We start from the raw sequence: 22,359 nt of genomic DNA, 5'->3' as shown, positions 1-22,359 counted from the left end.
AAAAGAATGTGCGACAATGTCACACATTCTTTTTGTTAGCCAACTACAATATTGACGAGTTTTCCAGGAACGACAATGACTTTACGAACCGTCTTGCCTTCTGTGAACTCTTGGACACGCTCGTTCCCGAGTGCTTCCGCCTCAAGTGCTTCTTTTGATGCGTCACGAGAGACGTGCATTTTCGCACGGAGTTTCCCGTTCACCTGGATGACGACTTCAATCGTGTCGCTTACAAGTTTTGACTCATCGTATGTCGGCCAAGCCGCATACGTCAACTCTTCCGTCATGCCCATCTTCTCCCACAACTCTTCAGACAAGTGCGGCGCGACTGGTGAAAGCATCTTGATGAAGTCGACCATTTGTGATTTCGGTAACGTCTCTTGTTTGTTCGCTTCATTGACGAAGACCATCAACTGCGAAATCGCCGTGTTGAAGCGAAGGGCTTCGTAATCCTCCGTGACTTTTTTCACCGTCTGATGATACGTGCGTTCAAAGTCGGCAGTTGGTGCCACGTCTGCGAAGTTCGTCTGATCGAACAAACGCCAGACGCGGTCGAGGAAGCGACGTGCCCCGTCAAGACCATTCGTCGACCATGCGATGGCCGCATCAAGTGGTCCCATGAACATTTCGTAAAGGCGGAGTGTATCGGCTCCGTGCGACTTCACGATATCATCCGGGTTGACAACGTTCCCACGAGATTTCGACATCTTCTCGTTGTTCTCACCGAGGATCATCCCTTGGTTGTAGAGTTTTTGGAACGGTTCGCTCGTCGGGACGACACCGATATCAAAGAGGACTTTATGCCAGAAACGTGCATAGAGCAAGTGAAGAACGGCATGCTCCGTACCCCCGATATACAAGTCGACTGGAAGCCAACGCTTGAGTTTCTCAGGATCCGCGATCATCTCTTCGTTATCTGGATCGATGTAACGGATGTAGTACCAGCAGCTACCTGCCCATTGTGGCATCGTGTTCGTCTCGCGACGACCTTTTTCCCCTGTGACCGGATCTGTATACGTCAACCACTCTTCTGCGTTCGCAAGTGGCGACTCACCTGTACCAGATGGTTTGATTTCATCGATGATCGGAAGTTCGAGCGGAAGTTCTTCGACCGGTACCGTCTTCATCGTTCCGTCTTCCATATGGACGACCGGAATCGGCTCGCCCCAGTAACGTTGACGGCTGAACAACCAGTCACGAAGACGGTATGTCGTCTTCGCACGCCCTGTGCCACTAGCTTCGAGCTCTTCAATGATCGTCTTGATGGCATCGGCTTTATTAAGTCCGTTCAAGCTACCAGAGTTGACGTGCTCACCGTCTTCGACGTAAGCCGCCTCTTCCACGTTTCCACCTTTGACGACTTCACGGATCGGGAGGTCGAACGTTTTCGCAAACTCATAATCGCGCTCATCGTGTCCAGGAACAGCCATGACTGCACCTGTCCCATATGTCGAGAGAACGTAGTCCGCTGTCCAAATCGGAAGTTTCTCGCCGTTCACCGGGTTGATCGCATAAGCGCCCGTGAAGACACCTGTCTTCTCTTTGGCAAGGTCTGTACGCTCGAGGTCCGTCTTCTTCGAGACTTCCTCAATGTATGCTTCGACTGCCGTCGATTGTTCCGGTGTCGTGACCACTTTCGTGAACGGATGCTCTGGTGCGAGTGTCACGTATGTCGCCCCGTGAAGTGTATCTGGACGTGTTGTGAATACTGTGACGATCTTATCATGACCGTCGACCTTAAAGTCGACCTCGGCACCGACCGATTTGCCGATCCAGTTGCGTTGCATCTCTTTCACGCTCTCAGGCCAATCGAGACCTTCCAAGTCTTCAAGCAAACGCTCTGCGTATTCCGTGATACGAAGCACCCACTGCTTCATCGGGACACGGTAGACAGGGTGATTTCCACGCTCTGACAAGCCATCGATGACTTCCTCGTTCGCAAGGACCGTACCGAGAGCCGGGCACCAGTTGACCGCAACTTCATCGACGTATGCGAGGCCACGTTCGAAGAGTTGCGTGAAGATCCACTGCGTCCATTTATAGTATTTCGGGTCCGTCGTGCTAATTTCACGGTCCCAATCGTATGAGAATCCGAGTTCTTTCAACTGACGGCGGAACGTCTCGATGTTGCGCGCTGTGAATTCACGCGGGTCGTTCCCTGTGTCGAGTGCATATTGCTCGGCAGGAAGACCGAATGCATCCCAGCCAATCGGATGAAGAACGTTATATCCTTGCATCCGTTTCATACGAGCGATGATATCCGTCGCCGTATAACCTTCCGGGTGACCGACGTGAAGACCTGCACCGGATGGGTAAGGGAACATATCAAGGACATAGAAACAATCCTTCTCCGGGTCTTCTGTCGTTTTAAATGCTTCTTTCTCTTCCCAACGCTTTTGCCACTTCGGCTCGATTTCTTGATGTTTAAAATAGCTCAACATTCTTCCTCCTCTGCATAATAAAAAGCCTTCCGTCCCCGAAAATGGGACGAAAGGCTTGAAAGCTCTCCGCGGTACCACCCATGTTGCATTGCTGCCACTTGAGACGCCGGTAACGAGGCGTAACCCCGGTTTTCCCTACTCGTTTCAGGAAAACAGCTCCAAGGCGAGTTCACAACATCCGCTTATCGATTCACACCATCCATCGACTCTCTTTGAAACGGAACGTTCGCTACTAGTCCTCTTCAACGCTTGCTATTCATCGTAGTCTATTTTAGCCCATTCTGAAATTCAACGTCAACTTGAAGTTTTCAAGCTTTGACTTGTTTTTGCGTTGAGATGGTTTTAACAGCAAAGAACGCAATTAATCCGAATCCCACTTTATTGATTAAATCCGCAACGTTGTAAATCAATTCGCGCACGAGCTGAACTTCAATCCCTGTTGCGAACAATGTCACCGCATAGCCGATTGGGTAAATCGCCCACCCAATCAAAATGAAGAGACGCATGTTGAGTAACGCCTTCCGAATAGGTGGAGGTGACGTCTCCGCCGCTTTCGTGACGTTCGTGAAGAGCAAGTAAATGATATAAAGCCACGCAATACAACCTACAATATATCCCCAAAGTCCAAGTTGCGTGAATCCGCCGTTCAAGTTAATGGACGACTCGCCGAGATAACCGGCAACAATCATGATGATATCCGCGATAATCAACTTCGTTAATAAACCGGTCTTCATCTTCCCTTGCAGGCTAAGCAGTAGCGGAAACTTGATTAAGAGTAAGGGTGTCGTGACAAGCCAATCGATATACCGAATCTCCGTCGGAAACCCGGTGATTTCCGATAGTAATCCAGAATCGCCGACCGCATCCTTCATAAAGTAATAATGAATCGCTGCTACAAACGTAACGAGTGCCGCCACCGTCGCGACCGAACGGTACTCGGGATCCAGACTGCTCCGCTCAACGAGAAAATACAAAGTCGCAGCCGCCATTCCTACAAAACCAACCCAAAACATATACTGCGTTGCCAACACGAGTAAATTGACTTCCTCGTTCATCATGCCCATCCCCTTCAATGAGAATTGACCGACAACAACATATGTGGTGAAAGGATCCTTCACCTAAATTTTATCCTCGAAAGTCAATAGGTCGAAGCTTTAAATCTGTAGAGAATATGCGCAAAGTCACGAATTTTGAACATTTAATGAACGAATGCGTAAAAAGACAATGTTAGCTGTGATAATCAGCAAAATAATCAATGTAAATACTGCATTCATGCCGAACGCGTCGAATAATAAACCGGAGAACGTCGGTCCAATCATTCGACCGACGGATGCTGCGATATTGACGAGCCCTTGGTATTGCCCAGCTTTCCCAGGTGGGGCAAGCTTCGCCGCAATCGTCGGAACAGCCGGCCAGACAAACATCTCCCCGATGGTCATGACAACCATCGCGACCATGAACATCCCGAATCCACCAGCGAATGGGACAATCAAGAACGCACCGAGGAAGATGGATGCCCCGATGATCAATTGACGTTTTAAGTCGTCCTCAAACTGTCGTAAGACGCGGTTGAGCAACGGTTGTGCGAAGACAATCATCGCCCCGTTCACTGTCCAAAGGAGTGAGTATTGACTGATTGTGACGCCGAGATCTTTCGAGTGAACCGCAATCGTCCCCTGCCATTGAACATACACGAACCAAAGCACCGCATAACCGACGGCGACATACCACATCGATTTCATCGTCGCACTCGATAGTGTCGTGGCTGCCGCTTCTAGTTGCGACTGAACGACAGGACGTGCCGGGTTTTTCAAATAACGCAGTCCAAACAAGAGCACCACGACAAATAAGACCGATAAGAAGAAGTTCGCATAAAAAATCCACTCGATGTTAAATCGAGCGATTTGACCACTCATTGCCGTACCGAGGGCGACCCCCACGTTTTGCGCGACGTAAATCGCATTGAACGAACGGCGTCCCCCTTCTGGCCAAATGAGACCCGCAAACGCATATACGGTCGGAAAGACGAGTCCACCTGAAAGACCGATCAATCCGAGCCATACGAGATAGCCGAAGAACGTGGCATGAAACAGTAAAAATCCAAGCGAGCTCGCGAGCAAGAGACCGACAGAAATCATCAACGTCGTCTTCCCACCGATTCGATCGAATAGCGTCCCTCCGATGTAGTTCCCGACAATCGCGAGTGCCGAGTTCACAAGAAGCGCCACCCCAGCAAGCGTCATCGACTCACCTAAAAAATCATGAATATACAGTGTGTTAAATGGCCATAAAAAAGACGCCGCCGTTGTATTGAGCGCCATCGCAATGACTAAAATCCATACCGAAATTGGCATTTTATTGTTCACACCAAGTCCTCCTTTCATTCTTCTTTCACATTAAAAAAATCGGCACAAAAAGGCCGAATCGACAAGATTTCCTTATCAAACCTAAACGAACGCCAACGAAGTGTCAAGAAAAATTACTTATTATGAAGTTTTGTCATTTTCCGTTTGTGATAGGATGAGCAAGGAAGGAGAGATGAACATGAATCCATTCGGTCAAAATCGCTACCATACACTAAATGAGGCGTATCGCCGAGAGTACGGGGGCAAGGTGTTTAAAGTGCCACTCGATGGTGGCTTCACGTGCCCGAACCGTGACGGACGTGTCTCAAAAGGCGGATGCACCTTCTGTTCGGACGATGGAAGTGGTGATTTCGCGGGAAATGCTTGCGATCCGATTCCCGTTCAATTTGCAGAAGTGAAGGCTCGTCTCCACCGGAAGTGGAAAAATGCCAATTATATTGCTTATTTCCAAGCGTTTAGTAATACGTATGCACCAGTCGAGCGGTTACGTGAATTGTATGAACCGGCACTAAATGAGGATGGGGTCGTCGGTCTCTCGATTGCGACACGTCCTGACTGCTTGCCGGACGACGTCGTCGCCTATTTAGCAGAGTTGAATGAACGGACTTCCCTTTGGGTAGAGCTTGGTCTTCAGACCGTACACGACACCACCGCTAAAAAGATCAATCGCGGGCACGACTATCAATCGTTTTTGACCGGTCTTGCGAAACTTCGCCGTCACAATATTCGTGTCTGCGTTCATATCATCAATGGCCTCCCAGGTGAGACACCAGAGATGATGCTCGACACGGCACGAGAAGTTGCTAAAATGGACATACAAGGAATCAAGATCCATTTACTTCACGTCTTGAAACACACACCGCTCGCCCGTCAATATGAGAAAGGACTGCTCGACTTGATGGATGAAGACACATACGTCTCCCTCGTCTGTGATCAACTCGAACGGATTCCTCCCGAGGTGATCGTCCATCGTTTGACAGGAGACGGTCCTCCCGACCTCTTGATCGGTCCGCTATGGAGCCGTCACAAGATGCAGGTGCTAAACAAGATTCGTGCGGAATTGGAGCGCCGGGATTCTTTTCAAGGAAAAAAGAAGGATGAGATGTATGGGATTAATGAGAGTACTACCTTTTGCAAAACAATTACTACATGACCATCTCGAGGAAGGTCAGGTCGCCATCGATATGACGGCCGGGAACGGACACGATACGTTGTTCTTAGCGAATGCTGTAGGCGAGACAGGACATGTCTATGCTTTTGATATCCAATCAGAAGCTGTAGCAGCCACAAAGGCGCGGGTTGAAGAAGCGGATGTCAGTGAACGTGTGACCGTGATTCATGATAGTCACGATACGGTCCAAGCGGTCGTTGAAAAGGAAGCGCGTCCGATCACCGCGGCCGTCTTCAACTTAGGGTATTTACCGGGAAGTGATAAATCGATCACGACACACGGAAATACGACGATTGCCGCATTATCCCAACTATTAGACGTCATGGCTGTCGGTGGCGTCATCGTCATCGTGATTTACCACGGACATGAAAGTGGGAAAGTCGAACGAGACGAGGTGCTTCATTATGTAGAGTCCCTCGATCAAAAACAGGCAGGCGTCCTGCGTTATGGATTTATCAACCAAGTCAATCATCCCCCATTCATCGTGGCGATTGAAAAACGTGCATAAGAAAAAGGCGGCTCATTAGAGTCGCCTTCTGTCATTCTTGAATCAATTCATAAAACGTCATGAGGGTTTCCGCGAATTTCGTGTTCAATCGTTCGTAACCAAAGTGTGGGAATCCTTCCAATCGCCGGATATACACTTGGTCCCCACCGATTTTTCGACAAACATTCAACGTCAACTTCACGTCCGCAAACTGGTCGTCTGGTGCATAGAAACAGGCGAGCGGAAGGCGTGGCAGATGCTTCTTCTCTTCCTGATGCTCGACGATTTCTTCTTCGATCTCCCGATATTGCGCATATGTGATTTCTCCGAATCGGGACGACTCGTCTCCGCCGCCAGTAAATGTCATCATCCCAAGTGGCAAGTCAGGACGAAAACGGTCGACAGCACTTGCGACGACTTGTTTCAACCCACCGATTTGACGAGTGGCATGCCAATCAAACAATGGGGAGATATATGTGAGACTCCCGAGTGGCACATCGTACTCCTGTAAAAGGCGATTCGTTAAGAGTGCGCCAAGACTGAATGCCACGACATGAATCGGTAATTTATATTCTCCTGCCTCGCGCAATGCTCGCTTGATTAGTTGCTTATGGTCACCCGCCGTCAATCCAATCGATTGTTCGCGGACGACGATGACTTCATACTCGTCTTCGAGCCGTCGAATAAAGTTCTCGCTGATCCGTGACGTGAATTGTAACGGATACACGATGACGATGACTCCTTTTCGTACTTCTTCATTTGCCATACAGCCGTCACCTCGTTTATAGACTACATTCATTGTATCAAAAAAACATCAGCCGCAACTGATGTTTAAATAAAATCCGTCTGGAGGCTTAGCTCGGGTCATATCGTAAATGGATGAGTTCCATCGGGCGATCATACACCTCTTCCTGGATGCGATTCACTTCTTTGAAAGATTGATGCAAGAGGAAGGCGATTGCTTGCTCATTCGAATTCTCAACGTACACTTCCATCGGCTGTTCTTTTTTCGATTGAAGGTGGGCCAAAAAGGCTGCGCCGTAGCCGTTTCGATGATAATCGGGGTGCAGATAGAGGCGGAGCATCTCCCACATGTCACCGCGATCGATGGCATGACAAAATCCGATGACATCTTCTTCATATTCGCCAACGATAAAATACTGTTCTCGTGCTTCTTCACTTGAACTGATTGCTCGTACAATCTCTTCTTGCCGATACGCGCGTTCCATCGCTCTCGTTCGATTGGAATCATCCTGTGAAATGGTCGCCAGCGCGATGTTCCGAATCAGCGTCGCATCTTCTGGCACTGCTTCCCTCATGTTCATGACAGCTTCCCCCTTTTGGCCAATCTATTTGTATCATTCCCTATCCCGGTGTTTTTATCCTGCTCCTTCATTTCTTTTTCATGACGATTCATCAGAAAACGTTACGTAGACATTGCTCTAGGGTATAACACAACCAATGCCAATCAAACGAAGGAGTGGAACCACATGGAACCTAGACAAGAACATGACCCGAAAGTAGAACAGACAGCAAACCCGAACCGCCAATTCGATCAATTGGACGGGGGAAGTCCAAAAATCAGTGTCGTGACCGGGATGTTGCTCGGTGCACTCGTCGGTGGTCTACTCGCCTTACTTAGCTCCTCGAACCGGGAGCAGACAAAGCAATCCCTCTCGAATGCGAAATCGTCGGTCGGGGGCATCGTCAACGAAGTGAAACAAGATCCTGCCGGAAAGGCGTCTCAAGTCATTGAACAAGTGAAGTCGGCCTCGACAAAGATTCAAGAAGTCTCTACAGATGTCCAAAACGTATACGAAAAAGTCGTCGGGGAAGTCGATACCGTGAAAGAGGACGTCACTAAAATCGTCGAGACGGCTCAAGAGGCCAAGTCGGACTTACAGGACATCGGGGAGAAAGTCGTCGAAGCGAAGGATACGGCGCTTGGACAAGATCCGACAACCGATTCTTCATCCGATTCGAACAAACAGGTACCACCGACAGCATAAAAAAACGACCTTTCCTCGGAAAGGTCGTTTTTGATGATTACGCGAAACGTTTCGCGCCTTCTTCAAGAATGGCTGCTTTATCTGTTTGCTCCCATGGGAGTTCGATGTCTGTACGACCGAAGTGACCGTAAGCTGCCGTTTGTTTGTAGATTGGGCGACGAAGGTCAAGCATCTTGATGATGCCTGCTGGACGGAGATCGAAGTTCTCGCGAACGAGTTCAACGAGTTCCGTTTCGCTCAATTTACCTGTGCCGAACGTATCGACAGCGATTGATACTGGGTGTGCAACACCGATTGCGTATGCAAGTTGAACTTCTGCTTTATCAGCAAGTCCTGCTGCAACGATGTTTTTCGCTACATAGCGGGCTGCGTATGCCGCTGAACGGTCAACTTTTGTAGGATCTTTACCAGAGAATGCACCGCCACCGTGACGAGCGTATCCACCGTACGTATCGACGATGATCTTACGTCCAGTCAAACCTGCGTCCCCTTGTGGTCCACCGATTACGAAGCGACCAGTCGGGTTGATGAAGTATTTTGTTTCAGCATCGATGAGTTCAGCCGGAATGACTGCCTCGATGACATGTTTTTTCAAGTCTTCTTGAATTTGCTCAAGCGTGATTTCTTCAGCGTGTTGTGTCGAAATAACAATCGTATCGATGCGAACAGGGTTGTTGTCCTCATCATACTCGACCGTTACTTGCGTCTTCCCGTCCGGACGAAGGTACTCGAGCGTACCGTTCTTACGCACTTCAGCAAGACGACGTGACAACTTGTGTGCCAACGAGATTGGAAGCGGCATGAGCTCAGGTGTCTCGTTTGTCGCATATCCGAACATAAGACCTTGGTCTCCTGCACCGATTGCATCGAGTTCCTCTTCAGTCATCTGACCTTCACGTGCTTCAAGCGCCTGGTCAACACCTTGCGCGATGTCTACCGATTGCTCATCGATTGACGTCAAGACCGCACACGTTTCAGCATCAAAGCCATATTTCGCACGCGTGTATCCGATTTCGCGGATTGTTTCACGGACAACTTTCGGGATATCCACGTAAGTTGACGTTGTGATTTCACCAGCTACGAGTACAAGACCTGTTGTGACAGACGTTTCTGCCGCAACACGGGCATTCGGGTCTTCCGCTAAAATGGCATCCAAGATGGAGTCAGAGATCTGATCACAAATTTTGTCTGGATGTCCTTCAGTAACCGACTCTGAAGTAAAAAGTCGACGGTTCAATTTTGACATTCAAAAAACCTCCTATAATAAGGGTATTATGTGGACGGTACTCGTTCCCCTTACGCGTTGCTTTGGGACGGTAATGAAAAAAACCTCCCCCGATGACATACATGGGGAAAGGTTGAATCGTTCTTCCTTACCCTCTTATCGTTCGAAGCTAATGGCTTCGCTTCAGGATAGCACCTTTTCCGCACAAGACTTCATGTCGGACGGTTGCTGGGCTTCGTAGGGCCTTGTTCCCTCCACCGCTCAGAATAAGAGTATCCGTTACGAAAACCATCATATAAATGACACTCGATTATGTCAAGGGAATCGGACGAATTCGTAAAAGTTTTCACAGACTTGCAAAACATTTCTGTTTGTGAATCGTCAAACATTTTTTTATTTCGTTTCTTTTTTTTAACACCTTGTGATAAGAGAATGTGATAAAATAACTTTGTAAGAAAGCGCTTACTTAGAGAGAAGAAACGCTTGTGTTTAATTAGTGTGTCACATATAATTAAAAATGTCATACTGATTAATCGTAATCGCGGAAGTATGCGGATTTCATCCACATCTATTTAGGGGAAAGGTGGGATTCAGGATGGCGACAACGCTCCTGAAAATCGAAGAATTAATTAATGGTGCCGACATGTTACGGAACTTGACGGTTCCAGAGCTGGTGGAAGAAGCCATTCAAAATGGTGAAGGTGTACTGACAAAAGACGGGGCATTATCTGTCAGCACCGGTGCTTTTACCGGACGGTCACCGAAAGACAAATTCGTCGTACAAGATGAAGTCAGCAACAACCTCGTCGATTGGGGTAAAGTGAACCAACCGATCGCAGAAGAGAAGTTTTCAGCACTTCTTGACAAAGTTCTCGACCATTTAGAAAAGAAGGATAAGCTGTATTATCTAGAAGCATCCGCTGGTGCAGATGAACACTATACGTTGCCTGTCCGTGCCATTACGGAGTATGCGTGGCACAGTCTGTTCGCCAAACAATTGTTCTTACGCGAATGGCCGACGAAAGGTGCGTTCGACCCGTTCACGGTCATTTATGCACCGAGCTATAAAGCAGACCCTGCGGTCGATGGTACGAACTCTGAGACGTTCATTCTCGTCTCATTCGCCAAGCGCACGATTCTGATCGGGGGAACAGAATACGGTGGCGAAATTAAAAAATCTATCTTCTCCGTCATGAACTTCTTGCTACCTGAGCAGAACGTGTTATCGATGCACTGTTCAGCAAACGTCAACGATGCGAACGAAACGGCACTCTTCTTCGGATTGTCGGGCACTGGGAAGACAACGCTCTCGGCTGACCCTGAGCGTCACTTGATTGGAGACGACGAACACGGATGGTCACCGGACGGGGTCTTCAACATCGAAGGAGGTTGTTACGCGAAGACGATCAACTTGTCTCGTGAGAACGAACCTCAAATCTATGATGCGATTCGCTTCGGTTCATTGATTGAAAACGTCGTGTTGAATGAAGATCGTACACCGGACTATAAGAACATTTCCCTGACGGAAAACACACGTGCGGCATATCCAATCGAGTTCATCGACAATGCGATGCTCCCATCTCGCGCAGGTCATCCGAATACGATTGTCTTCTTGACGGCAGATGCATATGGCGTCTTGCCTCCGATCAGCAAACTGACGAAAGAACAGGCGATGTACCACTTCTTGTCGGGTTATACGTCAAAACTTGCCGGCACCGAGCGCGGTGTCACAGAACCACAGGCGACATTCTCGACTTGCTTCGGTTCACCGTTCCTTCCGCTCGCTCCAGAGCGTTACGCGGATATGCTCGGTAAATTGATTGAGGAACACGACGTGGATGTCTACCTCGTCAACACAGGTTGGACTGGCGGTGCATACGGTGAAGGTTCACGTATGAAACTCGCTTACACGCGTGCGATGGTCAACGCCGCAGTCAACGGTCAACTTCGTGACGTCGAGACGAAGAAACATGACATTTTCAACGTCGAGATTCCAGTAGCCATCGAAGGCGTACCGAGTAACGTGCTCAATCCACGTGACACGTGGAGCGACCCAGCTCGCTACGATGTCGAGGCGAAGGCACTCGCGATGAAGTTTAAAGAGAACTTCACACGGTTCACGAAAGCGAGTGAATCGGTCATCGCAGCCGGTCCACTGGTCATCTAATACGAAAGCACCGACTCATCGAGTCGGTGCTTTCGCTTGTTGTAGCATCCATTCCATCGCTTGTTCGGTCGTCTCCCATTTATCCCAAAACGGGAGTTGGTGTCCGAACGGAAGCACCCAAAACTCGGCCTGCTCACCTAATTTCTCGGCGACTGCCGTCGCATGGCGCAATCGGACCTGCTCATCATCCGTACCATGGATGATCAGCGTTGGAGCGCCCCATTCCTTATAGAGCGGAGAACGTTCCGTATATGCCGTTTCTGCCGATTCAGGGTCCCCGCCCGTCATGCGACGTAACATCTTCCGCATCGAGCGCTGCTCTTCATACGTCCACTCTAGATTCGTCACACCGGCCCATGAAGTGACAGTGGTGACCGGTCGTTCAGATGCGAGAGAGAGTGCCATCATCCCACCGCGCGAAAAACCGAGTGCATGAATCGGTCGTCCACTCGTTTGGACGCGATCATAGAGTGAGAGTACGTCTTCTAAATCCTCTCCACCGAAGTCTTCTTTTCCCGTACCTCCGTGATTGCCTCGATAAACCGGGGCCACCACATGAAAACCACGTGCCGCAAATTGCATGAGTCGCGGCAACCGGACGTCTCCGATTCGTGCCGTCCCCCCTCGTAAGTACATCAATACCTGTCCGTTCGACCGTTTCGGTTCAATCGAATAGGCGACGACCTCTTCCCCATCATTTGTCGTATACCACCCACGCGTCACCCGATAACCGGCATAAGGTGGCAAGACGTCGACCCGATCAAACCAAGTGTTGCTCATGGAGCACCCTCATCGTTTCCGGTAAGACACGGTCTTTCATCATAAAACTGTAACGTGGATTCCGTAGTAGGTTGTCCGGCAAGACATCGATCAAGACGGCCCCATCCGTCTCGTCGACTGCGGGATGATCTTCGAATCGTTCGATTTCCGCAAAATAAATGTTTTTGATGACGGTGTCGCCGCGGCCGAGCACACGATACTGCCCCATGTATCGTAATGTCTTGACGACGCCTCCGGTCTCTTCATATACTTCCCGGATGGCAGCGGCATCCTCATGTTCTCCCGGCTCGACTTTCCCACCTGGGAATTCGAGCCCTCGTTGCTTATGTTTCGTCAATACCCATTTGTCCTTATATCGGGCGACGACCCAGACGTGGAGCGGCGTGTCTGAGAACGGATAATGGGTGAAGCTTAACTCGACTTGATTATGATAGTAATCCTTGAATGTCTTCATAGTCCATCCCTTTCTTTCCCCTGTCTACTCTCACTTTACCTTGTCTGCACCCAGTTTCAAACAAAAAAATCGGTCCGACACGCGGACCGATTCGTTTTCTTATTGATTCAAGCGTTTTTCAAGTTCTGCTTTTTGTTCTTCATACCCTGGTTTACCGAGTAATGCGAACATGTTCGCTTTGTATGCTTCAACGCCAGGTTGGTTGAACGGGTTCACCCCGAGGATGTATCCGCTCATTGCACATGCTTTCTCGAAGAAGTAGAACAAGTAACCGAGGTGGTAAGGTGTCATCTCTGGCAATTCGACGACAAGGTTCGGTACGTCCCCATCTGTATGTGCGAGGAGCGTCCCTTCTGTCGCCTTGTCGTTCACGAATTGGATTGTTTCGCCTGCGAGGAAGTTCAAACCATCCAAGTCTTGTGCGTCTTCTGGGACGTTCATTGTGTGACGGACTTCTTTCACACGGATGACTGTCTCGAACAAGTCGCGACGGCCTTCTTGAATGTATTGACCCATCGAGTGAAGATCAGTCGAGAAGTCGACAGCCGCAGGGAAGATCCCTTTGTTGTCTTTCCCTTCTGATTCTCCGTAAAGCTGTTTCCACCACTCTGACACGTAGTGTAGAGCTGGTTCGTAGTTGACGAGCATCTCAATCGATTTACCTTTCGCATAGAGAGCATTACGTACGACTGCATACTGATACGCTTCGTTCTCAGCCAATTCTGGCGAGCTGTAGGCGTTTTGTGCATCGCGTGCGCCTTCCATCAAAGCATCGATATCGATTCCTGCAGCGGCAATCGGAAGAAGTCCGACCGGTGTGAGGACAGAGAAACGTCCACCGACGTCATCTGGAATAACGAACGTCTCGTAACCTTCAGCGTCCGCGAGCGTCTTGAGGGCGCCACGGGCACGGTCTGTCGTCGCATAGATCCGCTCACGCGCTCCGTCTTGACCATACTTGTCTTCCATGAATTGCTTGAGGACACGGAATGCGATCGCAGGTTCTGTCGTCGTTCCTGATTTCGAGATGACGTTGATTGAGACGTCTTTCCCTTCAAGCACTTGAAGCAACTCTCTCATATACGTTGAAGAGATGTTATGGCCCGCATAGAATACTTGTGGCGCCTTGCGCTCTTCTTTTGACAATACGTTGAAGAACGAATGTTGAAGCATTTCGATCGCTGCACGGGCACCGAGGTAAGAACCTCCGATTCCGACGACGACGAGAACATCTGAATTCTCGCGAATTCGTTCCGCCGCAGCTTTGATTCGTGCGAACTCATCTTGATCGTATTCGGTCGGAAGGTCGACCCACCCAAGAAAATCACTTCCGGCACCGCTCCGCTCGTGAATCACCGAGTGGAGAGTTTTTACCGTTTCTTGCATTTGGTCGATTTCATGCTTCCCTACGAATGAGAGCGCGTTTGAATAATCGAAACGTACAGTTGACATGTCATTTCCTCCTTTAAATCGCTCGTAAAAGAGCCATACATGACCCATCATAAACGGAAAGTCTAGATTCGTTCAATCATTATTGCAAAATAGGCAAGAAATCGCCTTATTTACTTAGTTCGAGAATATGCGCAACATCTTCCCGTTCGAGCGTACGGAAACGACCAAATGCACCACGTTTCATCGCAGAATCAAGAATCGCATCGAATGTCGACTCATCGATATCGTAGTCACGAAGCGAGTTCGGTGCACCGAGTTGATCGAAGAACGCACGGATGGCCTCGATTGTACGCTTCCCTGTCTCTAAATCCGTTGCACCTGGCTCCACATCGAACACTTCCGTACCGAGTCGAGCAAAGCGAGCCGCATTGTCTTCATCCAACACATGTTCCATCCAACGTGGGAAGAGGATCGCGAGGCCCCCAGCATGCGGGATGTCATGGACAGCAGATACGGCGTGTTCGATGTTGTGCGATGCCCAGTCACCGGCTGCACCCATTTGAAGTACACCGTTCAATGCCATCGTACCTGAGAATAAGATGATGGCACGGAGGTCTACGTTTTCTAAATCGTTGACGAGTTTCGGTGCCGATTCGACGACCGCTTTCAAAACACCTTCTGTCATGCGTTCTTGTACCGGCGCATGGTTCGGGTGGAAGTATTGCTCGAAACAGTGGCTCATCATGTCGACGATGCCATAAATTGTCTGGTCTTTTGGAACCGACACGGTGTAACGTGGATCGAGGATCGAGAATGTCGGGAATACAAGTGGGTGACCCCAACCGAACTTCTCTTGAGTCTCCCAGTTCGTGATGACCGATCCCGAGTTCATCTCCGACCCTGTCGCAGCGAGTGTAAGGACTGTCCCGAATGGTACCGCCTCTGTCGGGATATGTTCACGAAGTACGATGTCCCACGCGTCCCCGTCATATGGAATCGCTGCTGAAATCAGTTTTGTGCAGTCGATGACGGAACCGCCACCGACAGCTAGCAAGGCATCAACGTCCTCTTCACGCGCAAATTTCACCGCACGACGTACAGTCTCAATCCGCGGGTTCGGTTCAACACCTGAGAAGTCTACGTATGAGATACCGGCTTTTTCAAGCTCGGCCACGACTTCATCGTACGTCCCGTTCTTTTTGATGCTTCCGCCACCATAGACGAGCATCACTTTCTTCGCGTCAAGCGCTTCTAGTTCTCCACCTAATTTTTCGACCTGATGTGTCCCAAAAATTAGTTTTGTCGGGTTTTTGTATTCAAAGTTGTGCATAAGTTAACCTCCTCATAGAAATATGTAACACCTACACTATATACCCTGTTTTCACGGAATGAAAAGTATCGTGCTTACTGATAGATACGGTCGATGATGTGATGCAAGATGACCGCTTCCTCCGCTTGCTGATAGTTCGGCTCTTCTCCACAGGCCTCAAGGAAGAGTCGGATTTGCCGCTCATACGGGTCGTGTTCAGTCAAATAAGCTGGTCGCTCGTCAAACAATGCCCCAAATTTCTCCGTGTGAAGTGTGAGCGGGAACAGACTGGCTCCGGCTTTCGTGCCGCGACATTCCACTCGCATCGTATCTTTTTCCTCGATGTTGGCCATGTAGCTGACGTCGAGTAATAAGGATGCTCCGTTTTCAAACGTGACCATCGCTCTCGCCGTATCCTCGACTGTGAGCGAACTCGCGTCCCATTCCCCCAGCAAGCCGACACCCGAACGATTCCCTAAGTACTGACCGACATGACCGACGACCTCTCTCGGTTTCGGGTATCCCATCAAATGAAGCGCCAGGTCTAACATATGCACACCTATGTCGAGTAATGCACCCCCGCCTTGCAGTTCTTTATTCGTGAAGACACCCCATCCCGGAATTCCACGCCGTCGAAGCGCGAGCGCCGTCGCTGCATAGATGTCTCCGAGTTCACCCGCATCAATCATTCGCTTCAACAGAACCGTATCCTCACGATGTCGGTAATGGAATCCGTAATGCAATGTTTTTCCGGCTCGTTTTGCCGCTTCCAACATCTCGATCGCTTCATTCTCTGAAATTCCCGGTGGCTTCTCACAGAGAACGTGACATCCTGCTTCAAGCGCAAGCAGCACTTGCTCTTTATGTAAGGCGTTTGGTGTACATATACTGACCGCATCGAGATTTTCGCGTGAAAGCATCTCTTCGACCGTCTCATAAACGTTCGGGATGCCGAACTGTCGTGCGACACGTTCCCCGTTTGCCCGTGTCCGGTTCATGACCGCTACCACATCCATGCCTGCTTTGACATAATTCGGGATATGGGCACTCGTCGCAATTCCTCCCGTTCCGATGATGCCAATCTTCATGCCATCCCCTCCTATTCGCTTTACAGTTTCGTCATTCAATCCGCCGATTCCTGTAAAATAAAAAAGGTGACCCGTTTAGAACGGGCCACCTTGAAACACTTACTTCTTGAAGTTTGTGTTTTTGATCCAGTCTTCAAGTTTGTCTTTGAGGACTGTGAATCCTGGAGCTTCTTCTTGCTTGAAGTTTGAAGATGCTTCGTTGCGGCGTGGCGCACGACGAGCTGGCTTCGCAGACTTCTCGCGTTTTGGAGCTTCTTGAGTCGCTTTCATTGAAAGCTTGATTTTTTTAGAAGCTTCGTCCACTTCAAGGATTTTCACTTCAACTTCTTGACCAACTTGAACGTAATCGTTTACGTCTTTTACGTAGTCGTGTGAGATTTCTGAAATGTGTACAAGACCTTGAGTCTCATCGTCGAGTGCTACGAAAGCACCGAAAGGTTGGATTCCTGTTACTTTACCTGTTAATACTTGATCTTTTTCGTATTTTGCCATTACAAACAACTCCTATGCTAAATTCATCAACTTACTATAACATACTTTTTTCGATAAAGTGTAGAATTTAGCAAAAAAGATTATTTTTGACGTGTTGGTATGTTTTAAAGTCGAAGTGCGGGGTAAATACAAATCAAGCAAGACTTCAAGTATTCCCCCCTGATTCCGCTAGGCGACTCGCCTAGCCTTTTTTTGTTCAAAATGTCGTAAACGGCTTCTGATGACGAATCGGATAGATCGTTTCTCCAGCCATGTCGTTCAAAATGACCGCATTTCGATAGACTGCCATCCCGAGATTCGTCGCAGCCGGACCATGTGAATGCTCTATATTCGTGTGCGTAAACAACTTTCCGCCTAGCGACTCGCTCATGATCACCTCATACGTGTCACGGACTGCCCATTCTCCCTCTACTTCCCATACAACCGGGAGCTGATCTATCCAAGATGGGATCACCGGGCGATACCCCGTCGCCACGACAACGAGATCGTACTCTCTTTCAATCACTTCTCCCGTATACCGTTGGGTCCCTTTCAAACGATGTGTTAACCAATCATAAGAAATCGATTCCACTTCAACCTGTGTCATCATATCAGCCTTCGTCGCTTCCGCTTCTGCCGTCCGATGATACAAGGTCTCATAGATCGAGGTCATCGTCTCAGGATTGACACCATGACGGAAACGCTCGAATGACCCGAGTAGCTCTTGCCGAGCGTCGTACGGTAGCTTATGAAAATAATCGACATAATCCACACTAAAAATTTCATCCCCAAGCTTGCCTGCTTCGAGTGACTCAAATTGTTCGGAGCGTGTGATCCAGTCGACGCGTTGTTCATCCGTCGCTTCACGCAACAAGTCCAGAAAGACTTCCGCCGCACTCTGTCCGCTCCCCACGACCGCGACACGATATCGGTCTTTGAGGACGTCCCGGTACGTCAAATAATCGCTCGTATGAATGACTTGTTCAAACCCGTCCGGCACGAATGGCGCCGCCCCTGTCCCTAGGACGAGATGTCTTGTATGAACTTGTGTCGATCGACCATCTGATTCGACGGTCACGAGGAAGCCCTCTTCTTCCACTACAACGTCAGACACATAATGATTGAAACGAATCGTCGACAGTTGATTTACAACCCATCGCAAGTAACGATTGTATTCCGTTCGAGGAATCTTATCTTGTTCTTGCGTGATAAATGTTTGGAGTCGACCCGTATCACTCAAATAGTTCAGAAAACTCGCCGAATGGGTCGGGTCCGCCAACGTGACGAGATCTTGTAAATAATGCGTTTGCATCGTCATCCCTTCAATCAACATGCCTTCATGCCACATCATCTCCGCGCGTTGCTCAAAGCAAATCCCATGCAGTTCAGTTTTTTCCGCAAGGGCCATGAGACCAAGATTATACGGACCACACCCGATTGCAACAAAGTCAAATCGTTTCATCATCTTCACCTCGCCCGTCTTTTCCCTTTCGTTATATCGCTAAAACGCCAAAGAACTCTCACGAATGAGAGTCCTTGGCTACTGTGACTTCAAATTGTTTCATGAAACGTTGAATCCGGAGAATCGCTTCTTGTAGTTGTTCGAGCGAAGTCGCATAACTCGCCCGGACGAATCCTTCCCCGCTCTCACCGAAGGCATTTCCAGGAACAACGGCGACACGTTCTTCGATGAGAAGACGTTCTGCAAATTCCTCACTCGTCAATCCAGTATGTCGAATCGAAGGAAAAGCATAAAATGCTCCACCTGGCACGTGCGTCGGTAATCCCGCCTCGTTCAGCGCTTGAATGAAATAGTTCCGACGTTGACGATAACTTTTCACCATGCTCGGCACGTGCTGCTCACGAGTCCGAAGTGCCTCGAGTCCACCGAATTGAACGAGCGTAGGTGCACACATCATGCCATATTGATGGACCTTCAACATCTCTCGCGTCACAACTTCGGGCGCGCATGTGAAGCCAAGACGCCATCCTGTCATTGCGAACGCTTTTGAGAAACCATTCACAACAATCGTCCGGTCTCGCATGTCGTGGAGCGTCGCGAAGCTGACGAATGGGTCGTCATAACAAAGTTCCGCATAAATCTCATCGCTGACCACCCAAAGGTCATACTTTGTCGCGAGTTCTGCGATTTGCGCGAGTTCGTCGCCATTCATCGTAGCGCCCGTTGGATTGGACGGGAAGCAGAGCAAGATCGCTTTCGTTCGTTCTGTGATGGCTTGCTCGACGTCATCCCGATCGAGTCGAAACCCTTTCTCTGGACGACACGCGACAGGCACGACGGTTCCACCTGCCAACTCGATGAGTGGACCATATGAAACGAATGCCGGTTCGACCACGATGACCTCGTCCCCTGGATTGAGAAGGGCACGGAATGCGATATCGAGCGCCTGCGATGCCCCTGTCGTGACAATCAATTCAGACGTCGGATCGTACTCGACTAAAAAGCGTTCTTTCATATAAGTTGCAATCTCTTCACGCAACTCGATGAGACCGGCGTTAGCACTATAGGCCGTATATCCTTCTTCGAGTGCGGCATAGCTCGCTTCTCGCACGTTCCACGGTGTGATGAAATCCGGTTCTCCCACCCCGAGAGAGACCACGTTATCCATCGTCTGTGCTAAGTCGAAGAAACGGCGAATGCCCGATGGCTTCATCGAGACGACTTGATTTGATAAAGACTTCATGGCGTGATGTTCAACCGCTTATCTTCAGTTTGTGGGGTGAACAAAATCCCGTCATGTTTGTACGTCTTCAATTTGAAGTGAGTTGTCGTCGACAAAACCGAATCAAGCGGCGAAAGCTTGTCTGAGACAAATGAGGCAACATCTTGAAGCGAGTTTGCCCGGATGACGACTTGAAGGTCATAAGCCCCCGACATCAAATAAAGCGCCGTCACTTCTGGGAAGCGATAAATACGCTCGGCCACGTCGTCAAATCCGCGCCCTCGTTTCGGAGTCACTTTAACGTCAATGAAGGCAGTGACATCGTGGCGATTGATTTTTTGCCAATTGACCATGGCACGAAATCCAAGGAGAATCCCGTCTTGCTTGAACTTCTCGAGCATCGACTCAATCGTCTCTTCATCGAGTGCCAACAAGTCAGCCAACATCTTCGTCTCGAGATACCCCTTTTCTTCTAACAATTCTAACAACTCAAGTTCTTTTGATGAATACATACTTATTCTCCTTCCGTTCGACCAGGTAGCACGCCTGTGAACGTTCTCTCTGTCTGTCTCACGTATGAACGTCGTTCCTCCTGAACGATATGGAAATTCTTCATCTCCATGTCTGTCAGACCGTGCTTTTGACAAAAACGATCAAAATAACGACGTCTCGTTTCATCCTGTATTGCTGATAGGTTGTCGGTCCCGTTGAACGCGTACAGTACCGTCGCACGCGCCGGGTGTGACACGGTGAATGCATCCATTACCCTTAACAAGAAATCCCAATCCCAGTAGTTATAGACGTCTTCGTCGAATAGGCCGATCGTGTCATGAATCGATTTGCGATACATCGTACCCGAAGGGATAAACGTCGAGTCCTGACGCATCCGCTCTCGATCAAACGCGTAAGCGAACGGTTCCCAGTCCGTCACGACACGACGGCCTCCTCTCCATTCGAAGCGGAACAGCTCAGCGTCCGAATAGACGAGGTCAGCCTGTTGAAGGTCGCGTAGCCCTGCCTCTAGATGTGTCGGCATGAGCAAATCGTCATCGTCTAGTAACAAGATGACATCGCCTCTCGCTTCGAGAACACCACGATTACGGGCACGAACATGATGGTTTTCACCCACTTCGATGACACGTGCATCCAATTGATTCAAAAAAGGCGCCAAAAGGTGTTGTTTTGGCGGCCCTTCATTATTCATGACCAAGACCTCAAACTGCTGAAATGTTTGGACCGTTAGACTTTCAAGCAGTTCCGTCAGTTCCGTCTCGCGTTTATAAGCCGGAATGACAATCGAGACAATCGGTTTCATCCGCGATATGCCGTCTCAACGAGTGGAAGAATTGCTTCCCAGCTCACACCGTTCTCCTTTGATACGGTCACAAAGTCACCATAAGCAAAGACACTCTCCACGCCTTCGATTTCAACTAACTTGGCGAGAAGCGGTTGATCTGTCGCTTCGCCCGCCTTCACACTTTGACTCTTGGCGCCAAACACGTTCTCTGGAAGTGTCACTTTCATCGCATTCGGATTCGGTGTTGGATCAATTCGTAACATTATTGGTTCCTCCTTATAGTTGGCAAGATGACGATACGAGGAGTCGCTGCGCCATCTCGAAAATCTCTGTTTCTAGTGGACACGCATCGAACGCTTCAAGAAGCGTTCGGCGAATCACTTCGGTCAATTGTTCGGGAGAATCGACATAGGTTAATGCCATCATGACTTCATCAAACTCAGGTCCGTATGAACCTGCCCCATAACCGAGTGGGTCCCATGTTAATAATAAGTCTTCTGTACGCACTTGTTAAACCCTTCTTTTCGCTGAAATTCCATGTCCTACTTCACCAATCTACCTTACTTTTTACTCGGATACCAGCCTTGACAAATGGATTCATATTTCTTGATTCATCAGAACACTATATCTAGTATGAAATGAATATGCAGGTATTTTGATAAGTAACGTCAAATACAATCCATTCCACCTCAAACAAACGGATGAAATGTTTCATCAAGAGTGATGAAATCGAATTCATCAATTTGTGAAAAAACAAGCAAAGACAATACATAAATTTTTTTCATCTCAGTTCTCTGTCTCAAATTGGGTCATGAAGCCCTTTTGGAGCAAAAGCAAAAAGGTGACGGGCACATTCCAGAATGTCAAGGATTGAAAAACTAAATATAGGTGTTTTATGATTAAAAAGATAAAAAAGTGTCAATATATAGTTAACGGGTATTTTGATCGTTAACACGATATTGTGACAGGTAAGGAAGTTCTTATTATCCTTTTATAACGTCTACACCATCTAAAGGAG

At 48.9% G+C, this 22,359-nt stretch carries 22 protein-coding genes, 1 riboswitch and 1 other annotated feature; of the genes, 4 read left to right on the top strand and 18 right to left on the bottom strand.

Annotated features, from left to right (window positions below; genetic code table 11):
* Positions 1–35 precede the first annotated feature (35 nt).
* The 3 genes from leuS to KOG47_RS04070 all read right to left on the bottom strand — a co-directional run bounded on the left by leuS (position 36) and on the right by KOG47_RS04070 (position 4,807).
* Positions 36–2,441 (bottom strand): leucine--tRNA ligase, encoded by a 2,406-nt coding sequence (gene leuS, locus KOG47_RS04080; RefSeq protein WP_215243798.1) that lies wholly within the window; start codon positions 2,439–2,441, stop codon positions 36–38.
* Positions 2,442–2,480: 39 nt separating this feature from the next.
* Positions 2,481–2,696, bottom strand: a binding site (T-box leader).
* A 53-nt stretch (positions 2,697–2,749) separates the two neighbouring features.
* Positions 2,750–3,496, bottom strand: coding sequence for a bacteriorhodopsin-like (locus KOG47_RS04075; protein WP_214690708.1), 747 nt, complete (start codon positions 3,494–3,496; stop codon positions 2,750–2,752).
* Between the two features lie 126 nt (positions 3,497–3,622).
* Positions 3,623–4,807: an MDR family MFS transporter gene (locus KOG47_RS04070; protein WP_260563642.1), complete on the bottom strand. Its 1,185-nt coding sequence runs from the start codon at positions 4,805–4,807 to the stop codon at positions 3,623–3,625.
* Between the two features lie 178 nt (positions 4,808–4,985).
* Here KOG47_RS04070 and mnmL point away from each other — a divergent pair, with 178 nt between their 5' ends.
* Together mnmL and mnmM are read left to right on the top strand one after the other, a co-directional pair.
* Positions 4,986–5,960, top strand: a complete 975-nt coding sequence (mnmL, locus tag KOG47_RS04065) for a tRNA modification radical SAM protein MnmL/YtqA (RefSeq protein WP_215243796.1) — start codon at positions 4,986–4,988, stop codon at positions 5,958–5,960.
* A complete protein-coding gene (mnmM, locus tag KOG47_RS04060) occupies positions 5,914–6,486 on the top strand; it encodes a tRNA 5-(aminomethyl)-2-thiouridylate-methyltransferase MnmM (RefSeq protein WP_074036434.1) in 573 nt (190 codons plus the stop codon). Before mnmL ends, mnmM begins: the two co-directional genes overlap by 47 nt.
* Positions 6,487–6,517: 31 nt before the next feature.
* On the opposite strand, the gene KOG47_RS04055 is transcribed toward mnmM, so the two are convergent.
* Positions 6,518–7,231: an alpha/beta fold hydrolase gene (locus KOG47_RS04055; RefSeq protein WP_074036433.1), complete on the bottom strand. Its 714-nt coding sequence runs from the start codon at positions 7,229–7,231 to the stop codon at positions 6,518–6,520.
* Positions 7,232–7,319: 88 nt separating this feature from the next.
* A complete protein-coding gene (locus KOG47_RS04050) occupies positions 7,320–7,790 on the bottom strand; it encodes a GNAT family N-acetyltransferase (RefSeq protein ID WP_159562569.1) in 471 nt (156 codons plus the stop codon).
* Between the two features lie 165 nt (positions 7,791–7,955).
* On the opposite strand from KOG47_RS04050, the gene KOG47_RS04045 reads away from it, so the two are divergent.
* Complete coding sequence (locus KOG47_RS04045) at positions 7,956–8,474, top strand: hypothetical protein (protein WP_196430939.1); 519 nt, start codon at positions 7,956–7,958, stop codon at positions 8,472–8,474.
* 37 nt (positions 8,475–8,511) lie between these two features.
* On the opposite strand, the gene metK is transcribed toward KOG47_RS04045, so the two are convergent.
* On the bottom strand, positions 8,512–9,720 hold the full coding sequence (gene metK / locus KOG47_RS04040; protein ID WP_012726792.1) for a methionine adenosyltransferase: 1,209 nt from the start codon (positions 9,718–9,720) through the stop codon (positions 8,512–8,514).
* A 132-nt stretch (positions 9,721–9,852) separates the two neighbouring features.
* Positions 9,853–9,972, bottom strand: a riboswitch (SAM riboswitch).
* Between the two features lie 322 nt (positions 9,973–10,294).
* On the opposite strand from metK, the gene pckA reads away from it, so the two are divergent.
* A complete protein-coding gene (pckA, locus tag KOG47_RS04035; RefSeq protein ID WP_215243795.1) occupies positions 10,295–11,866 on the top strand; it encodes a phosphoenolpyruvate carboxykinase (ATP) in 1,572 nt (523 codons plus the stop codon).
* A 15-nt stretch (positions 11,867–11,881) separates the two neighbouring features.
* Here the strand turns inward: pckA and KOG47_RS04030 are convergent, their stop codons facing one another.
* The 12 genes from KOG47_RS04030 to KOG47_RS03975 form a co-directional block, all read right to left on the bottom strand.
* Entirely contained in the window at positions 11,882–12,646 is a 765-nt protein-coding gene (locus tag KOG47_RS04030; protein ID WP_214690705.1) for an alpha/beta hydrolase family protein, read from the bottom strand.
* Positions 12,627–13,100 (bottom strand): RNA deprotection pyrophosphohydrolase, encoded by a 474-nt coding sequence (ytkD, locus tag KOG47_RS04025; protein WP_159562573.1) that lies wholly within the window; start codon positions 13,098–13,100, stop codon positions 12,627–12,629. Before ytkD ends, KOG47_RS04030 begins: the two co-directional genes overlap by 20 nt.
* A 99-nt stretch (positions 13,101–13,199) precedes the next feature.
* Complete coding sequence (locus KOG47_RS04020) at positions 13,200–14,552, bottom strand: glucose-6-phosphate isomerase (RefSeq protein ID WP_074036426.1); 1,353 nt, start codon at positions 14,550–14,552, stop codon at positions 13,200–13,202.
* A 106-nt stretch (positions 14,553–14,658) separates the two neighbouring features.
* Complete coding sequence (locus KOG47_RS04015) at positions 14,659–15,822, bottom strand: iron-containing alcohol dehydrogenase (protein ID WP_159562574.1); 1,164 nt, start codon at positions 15,820–15,822, stop codon at positions 14,659–14,661.
* 74 nt (positions 15,823–15,896) lie between these two features.
* On the bottom strand, positions 15,897–16,889 hold the full coding sequence (locus KOG47_RS04010) for a Gfo/Idh/MocA family protein (RefSeq protein WP_215243794.1): 993 nt from the start codon (positions 16,887–16,889) through the stop codon (positions 15,897–15,899).
* Between the two features lie 99 nt (positions 16,890–16,988).
* The gene (yugI, locus tag KOG47_RS04005) at positions 16,989–17,381 is read right to left on the bottom strand and encodes a S1 domain-containing post-transcriptional regulator GSP13 (RefSeq protein WP_074033496.1); all 393 of its coding nucleotides are present in this window, start codon (positions 17,379–17,381) and stop codon (positions 16,989–16,991) included.
* A 196-nt stretch (positions 17,382–17,577) separates the two neighbouring features.
* Positions 17,578–18,822, bottom strand: a complete 1,245-nt coding sequence (locus tag KOG47_RS04000) for a lysine N(6)-hydroxylase/L-ornithine N(5)-oxygenase family protein (protein ID WP_215243793.1) — start codon at positions 18,820–18,822, stop codon at positions 17,578–17,580.
* A gap of 58 nt (positions 18,823–18,880) precedes the next feature.
* Entirely contained in the window at positions 18,881–20,065 is a 1,185-nt protein-coding gene (locus KOG47_RS03995; protein ID WP_159562577.1) for an aminotransferase, read from the bottom strand.
* A complete protein-coding gene (locus KOG47_RS03990; protein ID WP_012726802.1) occupies positions 20,062–20,556 on the bottom strand; it encodes an Lrp/AsnC family transcriptional regulator in 495 nt (164 codons plus the stop codon). The genes KOG47_RS03995 and KOG47_RS03990 overlap by 4 nt, the downstream gene beginning before the upstream one ends.
* A 2-nt stretch (positions 20,557–20,558) precedes the next feature.
* A complete protein-coding gene (locus tag KOG47_RS03985; protein WP_159562578.1) occupies positions 20,559–21,359 on the bottom strand; it encodes a glycosyltransferase family 2 protein in 801 nt (266 codons plus the stop codon).
* Entirely contained in the window at positions 21,356–21,604 is a 249-nt protein-coding gene (locus tag KOG47_RS03980; RefSeq protein ID WP_074036416.1) for a NifU N-terminal domain-containing protein, read from the bottom strand. Before KOG47_RS03980 ends, KOG47_RS03985 begins: the two co-directional genes overlap by 4 nt.
* 13 nt (positions 21,605–21,617) lie before the next feature.
* Entirely contained in the window at positions 21,618–21,848 is a 231-nt protein-coding gene (locus KOG47_RS03975) for a DUF1871 family protein (protein WP_214690701.1), read from the bottom strand.
* Between the last annotated feature and the right edge of the window lie 511 nt (positions 21,849–22,359).

Origin of the sequence: Exiguobacterium sp. s121, assembly GCF_018617245.1 — a bacterium.
GTDB lineage: Bacteria > Bacillota > Bacilli > Exiguobacteriales > Exiguobacteriaceae > Exiguobacterium > Exiguobacterium profundum.
The sequence above is the reverse complement of the archived record's forward strand: the minus strand, read 5'-3'. Positions and strand labels throughout refer to the sequence as shown.